The organism is Sphingobacterium paramultivorum (assembly GCF_014109745.1).
Taxonomy (GTDB): Bacteria; Bacteroidota; Bacteroidia; order Sphingobacteriales; family Sphingobacteriaceae; genus Sphingobacterium; species Sphingobacterium paramultivorum.
Genome location: NZ_CP058555.1, coordinates 5818009 through 5837316, shown reverse-complemented (window position 1 = coordinate 5837316; position 19308 = coordinate 5818009). Strand labels below are relative to the sequence as shown.

General features: G+C 40.0%; 15 protein-coding genes. 7 read left to right on the top strand and 8 right to left on the bottom strand.

Annotated elements, in window-relative coordinates; genetic code table 11:
- Nucleotides 1–50 precede the first annotated feature (50 nt).
- Both HS960_RS24110 and HS960_RS24105 read right to left on the bottom strand, forming a co-directional pair.
- Nucleotides 51–1160 (bottom strand): zinc finger domain-containing protein, encoded by a 1110-nt coding sequence (locus tag HS960_RS24110; protein ID WP_153847278.1) that lies wholly within the window; start codon nt 1158–1160, stop codon nt 51–53.
- A gap of 23 nt (nt 1161–1183) precedes the next feature.
- Nucleotides 1184–2338, bottom strand: a complete 1155-nt coding sequence (locus tag HS960_RS24105) for an SPFH domain-containing protein (protein ID WP_159731107.1) — start codon at nt 2336–2338, stop codon at nt 1184–1186.
- A 166-nt stretch (nt 2339–2504) separates the two neighbouring features.
- On the opposite strand from HS960_RS24105, the gene HS960_RS24100 reads away from it, so the two are divergent.
- The 3 genes from HS960_RS24100 (at nt 2505) to HS960_RS24090 (ending at nt 7100) form a co-directional block, all read left to right on the top strand.
- Complete coding sequence (locus tag HS960_RS24100; protein WP_120333218.1) at nt 2505–4358, top strand: DNA topoisomerase IV subunit B; 1854 nt, start codon at nt 2505–2507, stop codon at nt 4356–4358.
- Between the two features lie 37 nt (nt 4359–4395).
- On the top strand, nt 4396–5238 hold the full coding sequence (gene purU / locus HS960_RS24095; protein ID WP_153847280.1) for a formyltetrahydrofolate deformylase: 843 nt from the start codon (nt 4396–4398) through the stop codon (nt 5236–5238).
- 83 nt (nt 5239–5321) lie between these two features.
- On the top strand, nt 5322–7100 hold the full coding sequence (locus HS960_RS24090; RefSeq protein WP_182330773.1) for a hypothetical protein: 1779 nt from the start codon (nt 5322–5324) through the stop codon (nt 7098–7100).
- Nucleotides 7101–7179: 79 nt separating this feature from the next.
- Here the strand turns inward: HS960_RS24090 and HS960_RS24085 are convergent, their stop codons facing one another.
- From HS960_RS24085 to HS960_RS24075, 3 genes are all read right to left on the bottom strand, one after another.
- On the bottom strand, nt 7180–8085 hold the full coding sequence (locus HS960_RS24085; RefSeq protein ID WP_153847282.1) for a class I SAM-dependent methyltransferase: 906 nt from the start codon (nt 8083–8085) through the stop codon (nt 7180–7182).
- A gap of 107 nt (nt 8086–8192) precedes the next feature.
- Nucleotides 8193–8951 carry an ABC transporter ATP-binding protein gene (locus HS960_RS24080; protein ID WP_088162946.1) on the bottom strand — a complete coding sequence of 253 codons (759 nt, stop codon included), beginning with the start codon at nt 8949–8951 and terminating at the stop codon, nt 8193–8195.
- 9 nt (nt 8952–8960) lie between these two features.
- Nucleotides 8961–9695, bottom strand: a complete 735-nt coding sequence (locus HS960_RS24075; protein WP_046671950.1) for an MlaE family ABC transporter permease — start codon at nt 9693–9695, stop codon at nt 8961–8963.
- A gap of 246 nt (nt 9696–9941) precedes the next feature.
- On the opposite strand from HS960_RS24075, the gene HS960_RS24070 reads away from it, so the two are divergent.
- Together HS960_RS24070 and ispG are read left to right on the top strand one after the other, a co-directional pair.
- Nucleotides 9942–10889, top strand: a complete 948-nt coding sequence (locus tag HS960_RS24070; protein WP_182330772.1) for a LiaI-LiaF-like domain-containing protein — start codon at nt 9942–9944, stop codon at nt 10887–10889.
- Nucleotides 10890–10934: 45 nt separating this feature from the next.
- Nucleotides 10935–12944, top strand: a complete 2010-nt coding sequence (gene ispG / locus HS960_RS24065; protein WP_182330771.1) for a (E)-4-hydroxy-3-methylbut-2-enyl-diphosphate synthase — start codon at nt 10935–10937, stop codon at nt 12942–12944.
- Nucleotides 12945–13060: 116 nt separating this feature from the next.
- On the opposite strand, the gene HS960_RS24060 is transcribed toward ispG, so the two are convergent.
- Nucleotides 13061–13495: a T9SS type A sorting domain-containing protein gene (locus HS960_RS24060; RefSeq protein WP_153847285.1), complete on the bottom strand. Its 435-nt coding sequence runs from the start codon at nt 13493–13495 to the stop codon at nt 13061–13063.
- 259 nt (nt 13496–13754) lie between these two features.
- Between HS960_RS24060 and HS960_RS24055 the strand changes: the two genes are divergently transcribed.
- Nucleotides 13755–15701, top strand: coding sequence for a KUP/HAK/KT family potassium transporter (locus tag HS960_RS24055; protein ID WP_153847286.1), 1947 nt, complete (start codon nt 13755–13757; stop codon nt 15699–15701).
- Between the two features lie 77 nt (nt 15702–15778).
- Nucleotides 15779–16690, top strand: coding sequence for a 23S rRNA (adenine(1618)-N(6))-methyltransferase RlmF (gene rlmF / locus HS960_RS24050; RefSeq protein ID WP_153847287.1), 912 nt, complete (start codon nt 15779–15781; stop codon nt 16688–16690).
- A gap of 88 nt (nt 16691–16778) precedes the next feature.
- Here rlmF and HS960_RS24045 read toward each other — a convergent pair whose 3' ends face one another.
- Together HS960_RS24045 and HS960_RS24040 are read right to left on the bottom strand one after the other, a co-directional pair.
- Nucleotides 16779–18473, bottom strand: coding sequence for an amino acid permease (locus tag HS960_RS24045; RefSeq protein ID WP_153847288.1), 1695 nt, complete (start codon nt 18471–18473; stop codon nt 16779–16781).
- 80 nt (nt 18474–18553) lie between these two features.
- Nucleotides 18554–19237 carry an ACP phosphodiesterase gene (locus HS960_RS24040; RefSeq protein WP_153847289.1) on the bottom strand — a complete coding sequence of 228 codons (684 nt, stop codon included), beginning with the start codon at nt 19235–19237 and terminating at the stop codon, nt 18554–18556.
- Nucleotides 19238–19308: the final 71 nt, after the last annotated feature.

Genomic DNA, 19308 nt, shown 5'->3' with positions numbered 1-19308 from the left:
AGCGCTGTTCTCTTTTATTGAGAACAGCGCTTTTTTTATAACCTTTTTTGTTATCCCATAAAACTCAATAGATACAAAATAATAATGATTGCCAACACCAAAAAAGCTATTTTCCAAAAGCTATAAGGTCTTTGTCCATAAACTTTACCGTTAAATGCATTGACCATGATCTGATAACTCTTTCCTTTGTACTGATAAGCAGATAACCACACAGGCAAAAGAATATACTTCAATTTAATGGATTTAAAATCGCTATCAATGGAATCAATATCCTGCGTATCACCACCGATGTCATTCTCAACCTGACGTTCGATTTCCCGATCCATAACAGTCCGGGCAGTTTCCGCCGCTTTTACATGATCCACACTAAAAGTTTCAGCGATAAAGCCACTTAAATATTGCTCATTGAAAGGTTTTAGATAGCCCAAATTCCAAGGTCCGATTTTATCAGAGAACTTTTCGGGAAGAGATGTTGATCCCGAAATGACAATATCCTTAAATTGACTATAGATACTACCTGAAGCTGGATACCAATTTGTTCGTCTTTCTTCGTATTCTTCCGTCTCACCATCCGAATTGCGTCTTGTACGCGTCACATAATAATACTCTCCACGTGACCCGACGTAATCAGAATGTACATCTGCATCATAGGACCAAAATGGTATATACACGCCTTTTAAACGATCATTTCTTGAATTAAAAATTCGCTTAAAGTCATTCGGAGCGAACCATATCTTACCGGCCCATTGTGTCAATAGCCCAAAAGCATTTTTGTAATCAACGGAAAAGGGAACAAGACCATGTGGCTTCACAATACGCTTTTGCTGATGGTCAATTACCAAAGGTGAAGCACAAAAAGCACATAAATCTGCTGTAACATGAGGATTCAAGCGCGAGTTTGCACCACAGTTACTGCAATGCACAACTTCAGCCAAATAGCTATAGCGCTCATCGGCGACTCCTTCCATTGCTTGTCCAAAGACTTTATAATCTGTTGATTCAATATGCCCATTTTCCGCTATCGGGTCCGCTATTTCATTTCTAGTTCCACAATAAGAACATTCTAAATAGGAAGTACCAGGCTGATAAGTCAAGATAGCACCACAGCCCTGGCATTTTAACCCCTGCTCTATTTCGGAGGTTTTTTCTTCAAAACTCATAAAACTCGGTCGTGCGTTTTATCCTAAACTCCTGGTATCGGTGGCGGGTTCTGCGAAAACAGATCCTTTAATTCGCCTACCTTTTCAGCCTCAATCCAGTTTTCAAGTCCCTCTTTCCAAACCAAGGTGGCAAGTGTCATCGTCCCCTCTTTTACTAGACCGCGTAGCTGTTCCGGATCAAATGGCCCTTCCTGTTTACCTTTAATGGCCAGGTAATAAGCTGCCGTTTTTGGCAATGGAGGCGGTCCAACTGCCCCGGCAGACGAAGCCACAGCAGCTGAGCCCGTACCGGCAGGATTATTCCCATCAAAGCTGTTTTGCTGAAATACATTGCCCATTTGACCAACCATTCCCGCCCCCAGTCCGGCGCCAAATCCAGCACCTACGATCCCCCCACTATTGGGATTCTCAGCAGCTTTCTCCATGGAATTAGCTGCTTGAAATTGGGCATATGCCCCTAGATTACCAACGACCCCCATACTGCTTCGCTTATCAAGGGCTTTTTCCACCTCTTCTGGGAATGAAATATTTTCGATTAAGAATTTCGTTAAGCTCAAACCCAACTCATCAAAATCAACCCCAATTTTTTGTTGTATCAAGGCCGAAACCTCATCGTAGTTGGATGCTAGGTCTAAGGCTGGTATCTTCGACTCAGCAATAGCATCCATCCCACGCGATACCGCAATATTTCGAAGCTGCTCTATGATATCTTCAACAGTAAAAACAGGCGTCGTCGCAACCAGCTGTTTCATAAAAACAGTAACGTCCTTCACCTGAAAGGAGAAATTACCGAAAGCCCGAAGTCGAATTGGTCCAAATTCAGGATCCCGCAGCATAATCGGATTTTTGGTTCCCCATTTCTGATTGACAAATTGTCGAAGGTTGACAAAATAGACATCGGCTTTGAATGGACTATTGAACCCATATTTCCAGCCTCTGATGGTTGTCATGATCGGCATATTCTGTGTTGTCAATTCATAGCGACCAGGCTGAAAGACATCTGCAACCACACCTTCATTTAAAAATACCGCAGCCTGCCCTTCCCGCACAGTCAACTGCGCACCCATTTTTATTTCATTCTGATACCGTGGAAACTTCCACACAATCGTATCTGTGCTATTATCGACCCATTCGATAATGTCGACAAACTCATTCCTGATTTTATCAAATAATCCCATAAATTATTCTCGTTACAATTACTTACACTAAATGTAAACATTTCCCAGCAAACCAGCAATTTTCTCCAGCAGCACGCAAACTATCGATATCTAAAAAATTTAGCCTTTTAAATACTTATCGTAGTTTATTTTTTTTACTTTTGTTAGCTAAGTTCTACATTAATTTATGAGTACATATAACGAAGACAGCATTAGGTCCCTGGATTGGAAAGAGCATATTCGCCTTCGTCCGGGAATGTACATTGGAAAATTGGGGGACGGTTCGGCCTATGATGATGGTATCTATGTTTTATTGAAAGAGGTCGTTGACAACTCGATTGATGAGTTTGTTATGGGCGCTGGTAAAATTATTGATATCACGGTAAACGAAAATAAAGTTTCCGTACGCGATTATGGACGTGGTATTCCAATTGGTTCTGTGGTTGATGTTGTTTCTAAAATCAATACAGGTGGTAAATATGATAGTAAGGCTTTCCAAAAGTCAGTTGGTTTAAATGGTGTCGGTACAAAAGCCGTAAATGCTTTGTCCAGTCAGTTTACCGTACAGTCATATCGTCAAAATATAACGCGCATCGCCCAATTCTCTAACGGAGAATTAATCAACGATGAACAAAAAGATACCACGCAACGAAATGGGACAGCAGTAACATTTTATCCGGACGATTCGATTTTCCGAAATTATAAATATAGACTTGAATTTGTAGAAAACATGATCTGGAATTATGTCTTCTTAAATTCTGGTCTTACCATTAATTTCAATAATCAGAAATTTATTTCCGAGCATGGTCTAAAAGATCTATTGGAACGGAATATCGATGCCGAGTCCATGCGCTACCCGATCATTCACCTCCGTGGTGAAGATATTGAAATTGCCATGACACATGGTCAACAGTACGGAGAAGAATACTATTCTTTTGTCAACGGTCAGCATACCACGCAAGGTGGAACACACCAGGCAGCCTTCCGTGAAGCACTTGTCAAAACAATTCGCGAGTTCTACAAAAAAGAATTTGACGCATCGGATATTCGTTCCTCGATCATTGGTGCTATCGCTATCAAAGTACAAGAACCTGTTTTTGAGTCTCAAACCAAGACTAAATTAGGCTCGCAGAGTGTCGGTCCAGAAGGTCCTACAGTAAGAGGGTTCATTAGTGACTTTATCAAAAAAGCATTGGATGATTACCTGCATAAAAATCCGGCTACGGCAGATGCTCTTCAAAAACGTATTCTACAATCTGAACGTGAACGTAAGGATATCGCCGGTATCAAAAAACTCGCCAACGAAAGAGCGAAGAAAGCCTCTTTGCATAATCGTAAACTACGTGACTGTAAAGTGCACTTCAGCGATAAAAATGAACGTAACCAAGAAACAACTTTGTTTATCACTGAAGGGGATTCTGCGTCTGGTTCAATTACCAAATCGCGGGATGTGCAGACTCAGGCAGTTTTCAGTTTAAAAGGAAAACCGTTAAACTCCTACGGTATGTCCAAAAAGATTGTTTATGAAAACGAAGAATTTAACCTCTTACAACATGCACTTAATATTGAAGACGGTCTCGATGGATTACGCTACAACAATATCGTAATCGCTACCGATGCCGACGTCGATGGAATGCACATCCGTCTGTTGTTATTGACATTTTTCTTGCAGTTTTTCCCAGACCTTGTCAAAGCTGGCCATGTTTCCATCTTACAGACACCACTTTTCCGAGTCCGCAACAAAAAGGAAACGATCTATTGCTATTCCGATGAAGAACGACAAAAAGCAATCGCAAAATTAGGCGCTAAACCTGAAATTACTCGATTCAAAGGTTTAGGTGAGATATCACCTTCCGAATTTGGATTATTTATCGGAAAAGATATCCGTCTTGACCCGGTTATCTTGTCCAAAGACAATAAAATTCAACAGTTATTAGAATATTACATGGGCAAAAACACACCAGACCGACAAAAGCATATTGTCGAAAATCTACGTGTTGAAGTTGACCTTGAAGAAGAACTAACAAAAAAAGCGGGTTAAAATAACCCGCTTTTTTAGCAACCTACAACCACCTTTCATGCACAACCAAACCTTAATTCTGATCCAATGTCAAGATGCCGTTGGATTGGTCGCCAACATTTCTAATACGCTAGCAAAATTTCAACTCAATATTGTCACCATGCGTGAATATGTGGATGAAGAAGCCAACAAATTCTTCGTGCGTGTCGTGTGTAACGGTCTCGTGCCAGAGCAGAAACAGCTTTCCGATTCCCTTGCCGAAGTACTTCCTCCATCCGCTCAAATACAGATAAACCCCAATAATCGTAAAAAAATCGTCGTCCTCGTGACCAAAGAGCATCACTGCCTTGCCGATATCCTGGTACGACAACACTTCGAAACATGGGGAGCAGAAGTGCAGGCCGTAATTGGTAATTATGAATCACTACGCTCCTTTACGGAAAAGTTTGATATTCCATTTCATTGTATCTCACATGAAAACCTGACAAAGGAAACATTCGAAAAACAACTGATCGCACAAATCCAAAACTATAATTTCGATTATATTATTTTGGCGAAGTTCATGCGGATCTTGTCTTCTCAGTTTGTCAGTACCTTTGAAAATAAACTGGTCAACATACACCATTCATTTCTCCCCGCTTTTATTGGCGCCAATCCGTACAAGCAGGCCCATGCAAGAGGCGTTAAGATCATAGGCGCCACAGCGCATTTCGTGACCGACCAGCTCGATGAAGGTCCCATCATCGTACAGGATATACGACATGTCAACCACACCTATACTGTAAAAGATATGGTAACTGCCGGAAAAGAAATAGAAAAGGCTGTTTTGAGCCGAGCAATTCGTCTGCTTAGCGAAGATCGTGTGATGCGCAACGATTACAAGACAATTGTATTCGAATAGTGATTACAATCATTTCCCGATAAAACAATCATTACTTTTTTTCAGCGTTATTCTCCATTATTTCGTAAAAGAAATATTTAAGAATGACGCATACTTTTCATATCCCCGTATTAGGCTTAGCTTTCTCCATCGACTCCGCACTTAAGGTCGCACAATACGGCATCTCCTCCGTAATGTCTATTGTTGACGATGAACTAATCGAGCGCATGCGCCGCTATTACTGCGGACAATATCAAATCTCCTATCGTCCGATCGCTAAAACAGAAGACGATTACCGAGCAAAGAGAATTACGGCCTATCTCAATCTTGTACAGTTTGTGGTCAATAGACAAATCGAGGCCTTAAAGCGTCAACCCTTTACCGAAAATTCCGAACTTACCAAATATTTTCAGCTTCTACCCGATTCACACCCTTCAAAACCAATTTATCATGCGATGGAAATTGAAAGCAATCGCGCGATTAAAACCGAGCTGCAAGATCTATTGATCAATTACCTCAAAGCGGGAGACATCGATGTTAACATTATGTCTAAAGTAGATAAAATGAATTACCAGGATAGTAACCTATTGGATCAGCGTTATTCTGATGCTTCAGCAGCCTTACGTGGTTTTGCAAATTCAACACTGCATTCCTCTCTTATTCTTTCCGCAGGGATGAATCCACACCTATATGCTTACCTCGCTGAATTACCGGGTTTCTTCCCCAATAGTGAAGGCCTATTTGACAAAAAGATCGTTTTGAAAGTAAGTGACTTTCGATCGGCGCTCATCCAGGCAAAATATCTCGCTAAGCGCGGTGTATGGGTGTCTGAATTCAGAATAGAATCCGGTTTGAACTGTGGTGGTCATGCTTTCGCAACCGATGGTTTTCTTCTAGGGCCAATCCTTCAAGAGTTTAAAGAGAAAAAAGAAAGTTTGAAAACCGAACTTTTCGAGATATACCACGAATATTGGACTTCCCAAGAGCGCTCATTAACAACTCCCCCCATCATCAAATATACAGTTCAAGGAGGTGTGGGAACTGCTTCAGAACATCAGTTCTTGTTAGACTACTATGGATTCGATGCCGTAGGATGGGGCTCCCCATTCCTGATGGTTCCCGAAGCAACCACGGTAGATCAAGAAACCTTAAAAGCATTGGAAACTGCCAAGCAAGAAGACTTCTACTGTAGCGGAGCATCTCCCTTGGGAATTCCCTTTAACAATTTCAGACAAAGTGGCGCGGAGCACCTACGATTGGAACGTATAAAAAAAGGGCGCCCCGGTAGCCCTTGTAAAAAAGAATACCTTATTTCGAACACAGAGTTTAGTGATAAACCGATCTGCACCGCATCACGCGTATATCAACATCAAAAGATCCAGGAACTACAAAAACAAAACCTGTCCGTTGCGGAATACGATAAAGCCTTTGACGCCATTACAGAGAAAACCTGTCTTTGTGAAGGGCTCGCAGCACCCGCCTATCTCAAGTACAATATCCAGAAGAGCAAAGAACAGACCGCTGTATCCATCTGCCCAGGTCCAAATCTTGTCTGGTTCAAAAAACAATATTCTTTGCGGGAAATGATCGATCACATCTATGGCCGTATATCAGTTTTTGAAAATGAAAACAGACCTTTTGTTATGATCAACGAACTCAACCTTTATATCGATCATATTCAAAAATATGTCACAGACAATAAAAATATCATGAACGATAAAAAAATAAAATATGTAGCCAAATTCAAAGCACAATTACAAGCTGGAATAGCTTATTACAACGAACTTACCCAGCACTTATCACTTATTCCACACAACATCAGCACAGCGATACCTAGACAGCTTGAACTGGCATCACTACGTTTAAAAGACATCCATATGTAACCCCCTAATATAACTTTAAACAAACACAGGGCGCTTAAACAAGCGCCCCGTGTTATTATCAGGAATCTTTTGACAAGTCTTACTTCGCTATTTTGCGGAATTTACCAAATACGCCAAGTGGAAGTTTTGGTCCTGCAGTTGCTTGTAAAAACAACTCGCCTATTTCTAAGTTTTCCACTTTTGGAAAAGCCGTCTTAATTAAATTTTCAACAATAACAGAAGAAAACCCTAATGAATACGTATTCAAAATCAAGAAATGTTCTTTAGGATCCAATAGTTGAACGACCTCAGTCATCATTTCCATAATGTGATCTTCCAATTTCCATTTCTCTCCTTTCGGCCCATGTCCGTATGCCGGTGGATCCAAAATAATCCCATTATACGTATTGCCTCTTTTCAGCTCACGCTTTACAAACTTCAAAGCATCTTCAACCACCCAACGAATGTTATCCAAATTGGAAATTTCCATATTTTCATTAGCCCAGGTAACAACCTGTTTAATCGAATCGACGTGAGTTGTATCCGCACCTGCAGCCTTTGCTATTAAAGATGCTCCACCAGTGTATGCAAAAAGATTTAGAACCTTCGGTTTCTCCGTCTTAAATGAGCGAACAGATTCCGAAATATAGTCCCAATTTACAGCCTGTTCCGGAAAAATCCCGACGTGTTTAAAAGATGTCAAGCCCAATCTAAATTTGATGGCCACATCCTCATTTTTATATTCGACGTGCCAACGGTCTTGGACCTTTGGATTTTTCTTCAACCATTCTCCAGAAGTAGCCGAACGACCTTTGAATTTGATATGATAACGTTTGTTCCACTCTGCATCACCCAATGCCTTAGGCCATACAGCCTGAGGTTCTGGTCTGATTAAAACTAAATCACCAAAACGTTCCAGTTTTTCAAAATCACCACAATCAATGAGTTCATAGTCCTTCCAATGCTGTGGGGTCAATAGTTGTATATTTGTTGCTGCCAAAATCAAAATTTTCCGACAAAACTAAGCTAAATTTCAATATAAAAGAAATCTGCACGATGCTAACGCCGATCAAACACATAAAATTAAGCGCAATAAAGCCTTCTTCTCACGTGTTATTGCCCCATAGAAGCCTTAGCACTTTTCATTAATGGGCTTGCAAAAACAAAGTTGTTCAATTCTTCCACATCCGATCGCATCATATCCTTATTGGAACCTTCCCAGAATTTTTGTCCCTTATAGAGAAACAAAATATACTCACCGATTCCCATCACAGAATTCATATCATGTGTAACAACGACTGTTGTACATTTCAATTCTTGTGTAATTTTTAGCACCAATTCATCAATAACAATCGAAGTCTCCGGATCTAATCCCGAATTGGGCTCATCACAAAAAAGGTATTTGGGGTTCATACTAATTGCGCGTGCAATTCCAACCCGCTTCTTCATCCCCCCCGAAAGCTCCGCAGGAAACAATTTATTTCTTCCCTCCAGATTAACCTGTTCCAGACAATGATTTGCCCGATCCAATTTCTCCGCTTTGGACATATCCGTAAACATGTCCAACGAAAACATGATATTTTGTTCGACCGTCATCGAATCAAACAGCGCTGAATTTTGAAAAAGCATGCCTATTTCTTTTCGAATAGGAACACGCTCTTCAAAATTCATCCGAGTAAAATCCTTGCCATCAAAAATCACTTTTCCTTTTTCCGGTTGATGCAGGCCCACAATACATTTCAATAAAGTACTCTTTCCGGAACCCGACCCTCCGATAATCAAACTCACTCTTCCAGGTTCGAAATTTGCACTGATACCCTTCAGAACGTGATTGTCTCCAAATGACTTGTTAATATCTTCGATTTGAATCATAAAATCTTTTTAAAGCATTAATGCGGTTATCACATAATCCGCTGCAAGAATAGTTATACAGCCAACTACAACTGCTTCTGTGCTAGCTTGCCCAACTTCCAAAGCTCCTCCCTTTACATTATACCCTTTATAAGCTGATATCGAGGTAATAATAAACCCAAACACAACAGCTTTAACAAGGGCAACTGTCACCGTGAAACCGTTGAAGCCATCTTGAATTCCTAAAATATAATCCGCCTGTGTCACAGCACCCGAAAGTGACCCGCCCAACAGACCGCCCACTAAGGCGCATACGATGGAAATAATAACCAACATCGGAATCATGGTAATACCCGCCAATATTTTGGGTAATATCAAATAACCAGGGGCATTGATCCCCATAATTTCCAAGGCATCAATTTGCTCTGTAACACGCATGGATCCGATCTGTGAAGATATAGAAGACCCAATTTTTCCCATTAAGACTAGTCCCGAGATCGTTGGTCCCAATTCCAAAATATTTGAATCCCGGTTGATCGAACCTATAATAGAATTTGGGATCAAGTCGGAAACCATCTGAAAGGCAATTTGCATGGTCATAACAGCTCCAATGAAGGTGGAAATAATGACGATAAGCCCCAAAGATCCTATACCAATATCGGTCATTGCCAATACGGTTTCCTTCCAATAAATTCGACCTTTCTCCGGTCTTTTAAAAACTGATTTCAGGAGTATGAGATATGCACCAATGTGATGAAAGATCATATTATCTATTTAATTTCAATGTATTACGCCAATTTTACGGCTATACTAAACCAAGCAATCCATTAAAGGTAATTAATTCCAGCAAATATATAAACAAGCAAAAACCCAAAAAGTATACGAAAAACGAAATTACTTACCGATCAATTAGTCACATTTACCGATTTTTTATGTATAATAGCCTAAACATTCATACGGTATCTCTCAAAGCGACTTACTTTTGAGACATATTAACAAACGGAATTAGTTATGAATACACGAAGAATAACAACTGGTATCACCATTCTCTTTATAGGAGTTGTCTTATTATTATCACAGCTCAACACGATTTCTTTCAACTGGGTAGGTATTTTTAGATACTGGCCGCTGTTTATTGTCCTTGCTGGAATTCGTATGCTGGTACCCAAAGACCAACAGATTGGACAGTTTGTCGCCATTGGTTCTACCGTAGTGATTTTAGGTTTTTTGACTTATATAGGGCTGTCGACACCAAAAGAGCCGATTTTAACACAATTATTGAAAAGCAAAGGTGTCAACATCAATATCGACGACCCTAACGACAAAACAAATTATACAACAGAAAAACTCAATGTACCGTTGGACGATAAAATCCATAGCGCTACCTTAAACCTCGATTTGGGGGCCACTTCATTAAGAAATGATAGTAGCACTACGACAGAAATCTTCTCGGCATTCAATACATCAAAAGAATATTTACTGGGCATAACTGTACATGGAGAGTCTGCGGACAAATTAGATATCAACCTAAAGGGAAAATTCAAAAACAAGGATTTTAACAGCAAAAACAACAATACGTTTATCGCTTTAAACCCTAACATCCTATGGAATCTGAATTTTGATGTAGGTGCAATTGATGCCAAGTTGGATCTTTCACCCTACAAGATAGAAACATTGGATATTGATGCTGGAGCGACTAGCCTAAAGCTAAAATTAGGACAGCCCCTAGCAACAACTAAAATTTCGATGGATGCCGGAGCCTCCTCTATTGAAATCTCCATCCCAAAAAATGCTGCCTGCCGCATTACAAGCGACAATGCATTATCCTCAACAGATTATGAGGGCGATTTCCTAAAAAATGAAGGCGAAGTAAAATCGACAAATTACGACGCGGCTGCTCAAAAATTCGATTTCGACATCAACGGTGGCATCGCGTCAATAAAAATTAGAAGATATTAATTGACAGCCAATTTTTAGCCAAGAAAAGCTAACTTTGTGTTAGATATGGACACAAGTAATATGTTGACATTACCTGGAATCTATTGCAATTCCAAGGTAGATTATTCGAGATGGAAAACGAGGGAAATTCAGATCGGTGATATTCCCATGGGTGGCGATAATCCCATTCGTATTCAAAGTATGACTACAGTAGATACAATGGATACGATGGGCTCGGTTGAGCAGACCATTCGAATGGTTGAGGCGGGCTGCGAATACGTTCGTATTACCGCTCCTAGTATTAAAGAAGCACAAAATTTAGCTAACATAAAAAGTGAACTTCGCAGAAGAGGCTATAAGGTCCCTTTAGTTGCTGATATTCATTTTACACCAAATGCTGCCGAGGTTGCCGCTCGTATCGTCGAGAAAGTAAGAGTCAATCCTGGTAACTATGCAGACAAGAAAAAGTTTGATCAGCTATCTTATACCGATGCTGAATACAAGCGTGAGTTAGAGCGCATCTATCAAAAATTCACTCCGCTCGTAAATATCTGCAAAGAAAATGGTACCGCCATGCGTATTGGTACCAACCACGGCTCACTGTCGGACAGGATCATGAGTCATTACGGCGACACCCCCGAAGGAATGGTCGAATCTGCCATGGAGTTTATCCGGATGTGTGAAGATCTGAATTTCTACAATCTCTGTATCTCAATGAAATCATCCAACCCACAGGTCATGGTCAAAGCCTACCGATTGCTGGTCGAAAAAATGGTTTCCGAAAACATGAACTATCCCCTACATCTCGGTGTAACCGAAGCTGGAGACGGTGAAGATGGTCGTGTAAAATCTGCCGTTGGTATCGGAACACTTTTGGAAGATGGACTGGGTGATACTGTACGTGTATCGTTAACCGAAGAGCCTGAACGGGAAGCTCCAGTCGCTATAGCACTTGTCAATAGATATAGTAAAAGAAAGGCAAACATCGAGAGTCAACCCAAACAAGAGATTGTTCAGCTCTCTCCAGAGACGCCGCATATTCCTTATGCCAGCCAAGAAGTAAATACCTTCATCGGTGGTTCTTTGGTACCACGAATTGTGGTCGACATTTCTAAGGAAAATCTGAAAGACGCTCAGATCCTTTCCAAAGTTGGCTATCGCTATGATATCCTATTAGATAAATACCACATGGGTGAGCAGTCTGTAGACTTTGTCTATCTCGCAGACAATTTGCCATCCTTTACTATGCCGGCAAATCTGAAGCAAGTATATAACTATAACACCTGGTCAAAACTTACCGATCAAACTAATATTCATCCCCTCTTTACCTTAGACGAATTCGTAAAGTCGGACAACAAGGATAAAGTCCTGAATATGGTCAAAATCTGTAATTCAGATTTGTTAACCTCACTGTTTGAATCTTTACAGCTTGACAAAACTGTCGTATTTATAGTAGAAACCGATTATTTGCACGGTATGGCAGATCAAAGACAGTTCTTTCGAAATCTACAGGAAATCGGTATCGATAATCCGGTCATTATCAAACGTTCTTATTTGGAAGAAGATTTCTCAGGACCCATTGGTGATTTTATGAATCCCGAAGAACCTATTTCAAAAATACAGCTGTACGCCTCTACAGATCTAGGAGCATTATTAATCGATGGTTTGGGTTCAGGAATTTGGATTGACTCTCCGGCAACAGCATTGGAGAACATCGCTTCGCTTTCTTTCGGAATTCTACAAGCAACACGATCCAGAATATCCAAGACAGAATATATTTCCTGCCCAAGTTGTGGCAGAACTTTATTTGATCTCCAAGAAACCACGCAGATGATCCGAAGCCGCACCAATCACTTAAAAGGCTTAAAAATTGGTATCATGGGCTGTATCGTTAATGGCCCTGGAGAAATGGCGGACGCTGACTATGGTTATGTTGGGGCGGGACCTGATAAGGTGACACTATATAGAGGTCAGCAGATCGTTAAGAAAAATGTAAGTTCCGCACATGCCTTAGACGAATTGATCAAGATCATTCAAGATGATGGACTGTGGATCGAAGAAATACAACAAGACTAGAATGAACAAATGAAGCTTTACATAAAACAGCAAAGGGAATCAAATGATTCCCTTTGCTGTTTTATGTATACGAATGAACTTACATTATATCTTACCTTCTTATCGAACAGACCTCTTTATCGAACAGAAAATCTTTTCACCACAGTTTCTGAACCAGCGACTACTCGTACAAAATAAAACCCTGTCGTTAATTTTCCTCCATGCTCAAAGGAAAGATTTTGAATTCCTGAGTCTAGGTTGCCATTCATTAACTGGAGAATCTCATTGCCCAATGCATCCATTACTTTAATAGAGACACTTGACGATTTTGCCAATTTGAAAGAAAGATTTATTTGTTCCGCAATCGGATTATAGAAAACCTTCACATTATTGATAAGTTTCTCTGTGTCCTTGATGTTATTGTCTTCCCCGAATGCCTCACTGCCGTCCCAAATATGTTGCGAAATAGTATGGTCATAAGGAGACTTTGCATACACCCGACTCACCCCGCTGCACAATGTCAGTGCGGATAAAAGTGTTAAACAAGCTGCTTTAAGTAGATTTCTCCCCATAGTGTTAAATTAGACTTCAAATACTGGTTACGGTTTAATCAAATATAACGCTAACTATTTGAATTATCAACAACAAAGTTAGTATTTTGTTTAAAAGTTTTTCACCAAATAGATTCATTATAAGTTTCTTTTAACAAATTTTAACAGCTCTTGCGCATGTCAAAGTAAATGCTAAAATTTGGCGCAGGAAATGTACCTACTTAAAGTACAGGCAAAAAGTATATTTTTGCAGTATATTTTGAAATAAAATAATTGATAAATGGCAGACAACAGTCATCACAACAGTATCAATAAGGTGAGTTTCGCCGGATTATTGATCAGTTTAGGAATCGTTTTTGGAGATATCGGAACTTCTCCATTGTATGTTTTCAAAGCAATCATGGGACAAGGAGCCATTCAAAAAGACTTAGTTTTGGGCGGACTATCCTGTGTTTTTTGGACACTGACCCTCCAGACAACAGTAAAGTATGTTTGGATCACACTCCGGGCGGACAATAAAGGTGAAGGTGGTATCCTATCCCTTTATTCATTGGTACGCAAGCGTGCCCCTTGGTTAATTTTTCCAGCGATGATTGGTGCGGCGACCTTATTAGCAGACGGAATGATCACCCCTGCCATCACAATATCCTCGGCTATTGAAGGTTTGGATCTCAAATTCCCAGGATTACCTACAGTACCTATTGTAGTTACGATTATCTCCTTATTGTTTATTATTCAACGATTTGGAACATCTGTAGTAGGAAAGGTTTTCGGTCCATTAATGACCATCTGGTTCTCTATCATCGGTATTATTGGTTTATCCCATCTACACCTCGCACCGGAAGTGATGAAAGCGATCAACCCCTACTATGCTTTCCATATTTTAATTACCTATCCACATTCGCTATTATTGATCGGAGCTGTATTTCTATGTACTACCGGAGCTGAAGCATTGTATTCGGATATGGGACACTGTGGTAAAAACAATATCCGCATCAGCTGGATCTACGTAAAAATCACACTTATACTAAATTATTTCGGACAAGGAGCCTGGTTATTAACACAGGAAGGACGTGTCCTAGGGGGTGAAAATCCGTTCTATTCAATCATGCCCGATTGGTTTATCGGTTACGGTATCGCTATCGCGACGATTGCGGCGGTCATCGCCAGCCAAGCCATGATATCCGGATCTTATACCCTAATTTCGGAAGCAGTACGTTTGAATATATGGCCTAAAGTCGCTATCCGCTACCCCAGCGAGCATAAAGGACAGTTGTATGTACCATCCATCAATTTAATTTTATGGGTCGGCTGTATGATCGTCATCTGGGTTTTTGAAGAATCAAGCCGAATGGATGCAGCCTATGGTCTTGCGATCAACTTAACGGTATTGATGACCACGATCCTAATGGGATATTTCCTCGCCATGAAAAAAGTCAACCGTGTACTTATTGCGGTATTTTTGGTCGCTTATTTTGTTATTGAACTAACTTTCTTAATAGGAAATGGTGTCAAAATAGCCCATGGTGGTTGGTTAACCCTTATGCTTGCAACTGCGTTATTTGGAACAATGTATTGCTGGTATACGGCGCGAAAAATTAAAAATCGTTTCGTTAATTTCATCAATATCAATAAATACTACCCAATTATCTCCGAATTGAGTGAGGACAAATCGGTTCCCCCATATGCATCACATTTGGTATATCTGACAAGTGCAAATTTCAAATCCGAGATAGAGGCTAAAATTATTTATTCAATTATTAATAAAAAACCAAAGCGTGCGGATGTATATTGGCTAGTCCACGTTGATGTGATGGATCATCCACATACAAAAGAGTATTCGATCGATCAGCTTATCCCGGGTAAGTTAATACGGGTTGATTTTAAACTTGGCTTTAGAGAAGAACAGCGCATCAGCCTGCTGTTCAGAAAAGTAGTTGAGGAAATGGTAAAAAAAGGTGAAATTGATATTACCAGTCAATACGACACCTTACGTAAACACAATATTCCAGGTGACTTTAAGTTTGTTGTTTTGGAAAAAGTACTCTCCAAAACCAACCAAATGACATGGATAGAAAAGGTAATTATGGACATCTATGGTTACCTCAAAAAAATGAGTCTGTCCGAAGAAAAAGGTTTCGGTTTAGATTCCAGCTTTGTTACAATTGAGCGGGTTCCACTCAATTTTCCACAGACTTCAGAGGTCCATCTCATACGGAAAGATTAATACTCCTCAAGGTGATGCTCAAGCATCACCTTTTTTATTCAATAGAATTGCATTACTTTTGTTGCAAATAATACATCATGGCAGACGCTAATCCAAAAAAGAAATTACACCCTAGAAATAGACATCTCGATAACTACAATTTTGAAGAATTGAGCAAAGTCGAACCTTCGCTCAAAGATTTTGTTATAGAAAATGCTTATAAAGTAAAATCCATCGATTTTAACAATCCCGATGCTGTTAAAACGTTAAACAAGGCGCTTCTAAAAAAATATTACCACATTCAACACTGGGATATTCCCAAAGAGAATCTTTGCCCCCCTATTCCGGGCCGAGCAGATTATATTCATTATATCGCAGACGTGCTTGCAAGGGATAATAATGGTGAGATTCCAAAAGGTGGAAATATCCATATACTCGATATCGGTGTTGGTGCAAATTGTATCTACCCCATTATCGGGCATCAGGAGTATGGATGGAGCTTTGTAGGATCTGAAATTATCAAGAGCGCATACAAAAATGCAATCGAGATAACGCGGACAAATATGAGCTTAAAAAAGAGCATACAAATCCGTCTACAAAATAACCCGAAAGCCATATTCAAAGATATTATTCTGCCAGGTGAGAAATATGATGTGGTGATCTGTAATCCTCCATTTTTTAGCTCTCAAACCGAGGCTTTACAGCAGTCCATCCGTAAGACCACAGGCATTAAAGAAGCTAAAATAGACGAAAAACCTGTAACACAAGCATTTTCTGGACAAGGAAGCGAGTTGTGGTGTGATGGTGGTGAAAAAGCTTTCTTGTCACGCATGATCTTTGAAAGTCAATTTCACAAAGATCAAGTAAAATGGTTCACAACATTAGTTGCCCACCGCGAAGACATTCGCTTTCTACAACACAAACTAAAGAAAATAAATGTAAAAGAGACCGAGGTGATCCGCATGGAACAAGGCAATAAGGTAAGCCGAATCCTTTTATGGAGATTCTAATACGTCCCTGATATTCAAAGAAAAGGAGCTATCTTTTATCAGATAGCTCCTTTTCTTTGATCCATTATTGTACGACGCTTCTCGTATACTATACTTGCGCCTGTTTATTTAACTTTGAATGTTTATAGCCATACATAAAATATACAGCCAATCCAATTACGAGCCAGATCACAAATATTATCCAGTTACTTGCCCCTAATTCCGTCATCAAATACAGATTGATCAGGATACCAACGACAGGCAATAGCGAAAAGTTCATTTTAAAGCTATAAATACTCAATCCAAGCCAGGTTAACCAAAATATAATGACCAACATTTTATGTTCTATAATTTCAAGGATGGAAAGCGATTTCCACTCTTGTATCGTCTCTTGCCCATAGATAAAAATGAACACAATAGCGATCAGTAGTCCCGCACCAACTAAATATTTACCGTTGATGTAAGGAACTTTAAATTTGGATTTTGCAGATAAGCCCGAATAATCCATATACAATACACCTGCACAAACAAGGATGAAGGCAAAAAAGGTACCCACGCTCGTTAGATCCACAAAGAAGTCCATTTTAAAAAATAACGAAGGGATAGCAACCACCAAACCCGTTATAATAGTCGCAAAAGAAGGTGTTTTATATTTTGGGTGGATCGTCGCGAATTTTTTCCACAACAAACCGTCCCGACTCATAGTCATCCAAATTCTTGGTTGAGCCAATTGATACACCAGCAAGGCACTGGTAATGGCAATCACAGAGGTCACCGATATAATTCCGGCCATATGGTCAAAGCCTACATATTTAAAAACAAAAGCAAGTGGATCTTTTACATTTAATTCTGTATAGTTTACCATACCTGTCAATACCAAAGTAATGGCAACATATAGTACAGTACAAATCAACAAACAATAGATCATTGCCTTAGGCAGATCGCGCTGCGGATTTTTACATTCCTCAGCAGTCGTCGAAATTGAATCGAATCCAATAAACGCGAAGAAAACTGCGGCCACACTTCCGAGTACGCCTTTGAGACCATTCGGTGCAAAAGGGGTCCAATTTTCTGGTTTAATGAAAAATATACCTCCAAAAATTACAGCCAGGATAATAGCTACCTTAATCATCACCATGACCATACTGGCTTTCTGGGACTCTTTGATTCCGATGTAAACCAACCAAGTGACCAAAAATGTAATAACACCGGCTGGTAAATCGAAAATAATAGGTAGACCTCCAATTCGTGGAGCACTATTAAAAGCATCCAGACCATGTTGGTCGATTGCGGTAAGGGCAGCCGCGCCATGTTGGTTCATCTTGTCTACAGCATCATAAGCGTAGCCTGGTGCCATGGATAACCAAGCCGGTATATGCAGACCAAAGCCCTCCAACATGGAAACAAAATACTGCGACCAGGAAATGGCAATAACCGTATTGGAAACAGCATACTCTAAGACCAATGCCCAACCTATAATCCATGCAAACAACTCACCAAAGGCTACATAAGCATACGTATACGCCGACCCTGAAACAGGAACTGTACTGGCAAATTGAGCATAGGCCAATGCTGTAAAAACACAGGCAAAAGCCGTAAAAACGAAGAGAAGTGAGACTGCTGGCCCACCTTCATAACTCGCCAATCCAATTGTGCTAAAGATTCCGGCCCCTACAATAGCGGCGATACCCAACGAAACCAGATCTGTTACCCCCAATACCTTTGCAAGGCCCGTTCCACCCTCTTTTTGAGAGTCATGCAGAATCTGATCAACACTTTTCTTCCGAAAAAGTCTATGTGACATGTAAATTTAGTTTTTGATACTTAAAATTATGCGAAAATAAATATTTTCAAGGTCTTATACTATTGGTATTTTCTGATAGACTAATTAAAGTCCACCAGCTCATATTGAATATACTGGTAAATTTCCTGATAATCGGTCATCTGCGTATATAAATAGGAAATCAGCTGTTCTGTCAGAAGCTGTCTTTGCTCCACTGAAACTTCAAATTGCCACAATCGCTTACAAATATTAAAAAGTGCACCTGCAATTTTTTCCACCTGTGCATAGTCATAAATATACTCCCACTCAATGAACTGATGATAGAACTTTTCAAACTTAGGAATATCATTCAGTTGATTAATTTTCAAAAACTTCCGAACAGCGTCTTCATTGACATGCATTAGTGCAGCGTAGAATTTATCGATGGAGACCGCTTTATTTTGTGTTAGGATATGATCCAGCAATAGCTCCAACGCGATATGGGCCATAAAGGAGGGCCGGATAGGCAGCCCCGCTAAACTAGACTGTATTTTTAGTTTCAGTTGATGTGTATGACGAAAAAAATAAGGTGAATTGTGAAACAGTCGATCTACCTCGATATGACGGTTCCAACCTATATACAATTGCTCGAGTAAAGGGTTGTCCAAAAGCTCATCTTCATACTGACGTGGTTTTAGCATAAAGGATTTATCAGCATTTTTTAATAGATCGGGTAACAATCCACCCACAATACGCTCGGGATTGGTTGCAAACCGCTCAAAATAGAAATGTGATAAAAAATTCATACCAGCTTATTAGCGTGTGCTTTTATATGGAATTATTCGCTCAATATACGCTTAATCTCCTATCTTTGCAT

Coding starts and splice junctions, on each gene's coding strand:
- HS960_RS24110 (WP_153847278.1), bottom strand. CDS start 1,160: ATGAGTTTTGAAGAAAAAACCTCCGAAATAGAGCAGGGGTTAAAATGC.
- HS960_RS24105 (WP_159731107.1), bottom strand. CDS start 2,338: ATGGGATTATTTGATAAAATCAGGAATGAGTTTGTCGACATTATCGAA.
- HS960_RS24100 (WP_120333218.1), top strand. CDS start 2,505: ATGAGTACATATAACGAAGACAGCATTAGGTCCCTGGATTGGAAAGAG.
- purU (WP_153847280.1), top strand. CDS start 4,396: ATGCACAACCAAACCTTAATTCTGATCCAATGTCAAGATGCCGTTGGA.
- HS960_RS24090 (WP_182330773.1), top strand. CDS start 5,322: ATGACGCATACTTTTCATATCCCCGTATTAGGCTTAGCTTTCTCCATC.
- HS960_RS24080 (WP_088162946.1), bottom strand. CDS start 8,951: ATGATTCAAATCGAAGATATTAACAAGTCATTTGGAGACAATCACGTT.
- HS960_RS24075 (WP_046671950.1), bottom strand. CDS start 9,695: ATGATCTTTCATCACATTGGTGCATATCTCATACTCCTGAAATCAGTT.
- HS960_RS24070 (WP_182330772.1), top strand. CDS start 9,942: ATGAATACACGAAGAATAACAACTGGTATCACCATTCTCTTTATAGGA.
- ispG (WP_182330771.1), top strand. CDS start 10,935: ATGGACACAAGTAATATGTTGACATTACCTGGAATCTATTGCAATTCC.
- HS960_RS24060 (WP_153847285.1), bottom strand. CDS start 13,495: ATGGGGAGAAATCTACTTAAAGCAGCTTGTTTAACACTTTTATCCGCA.
- HS960_RS24055 (WP_153847286.1), top strand. CDS start 13,755: ATGGCAGACAACAGTCATCACAACAGTATCAATAAGGTGAGTTTCGCC.
- rlmF (WP_153847287.1), top strand. CDS start 15,779: ATGGCAGACGCTAATCCAAAAAAGAAATTACACCCTAGAAATAGACAT.
- HS960_RS24045 (WP_153847288.1), bottom strand. CDS start 18,473: ATGTCACATAGACTTTTTCGGAAGAAAAGTGTTGATCAGATTCTGCAT.
- HS960_RS24040 (WP_153847289.1), bottom strand. CDS start 19,237: ATGAATTTTTTATCACATTTCTATTTTGAGCGGTTTGCAACCAATCCC.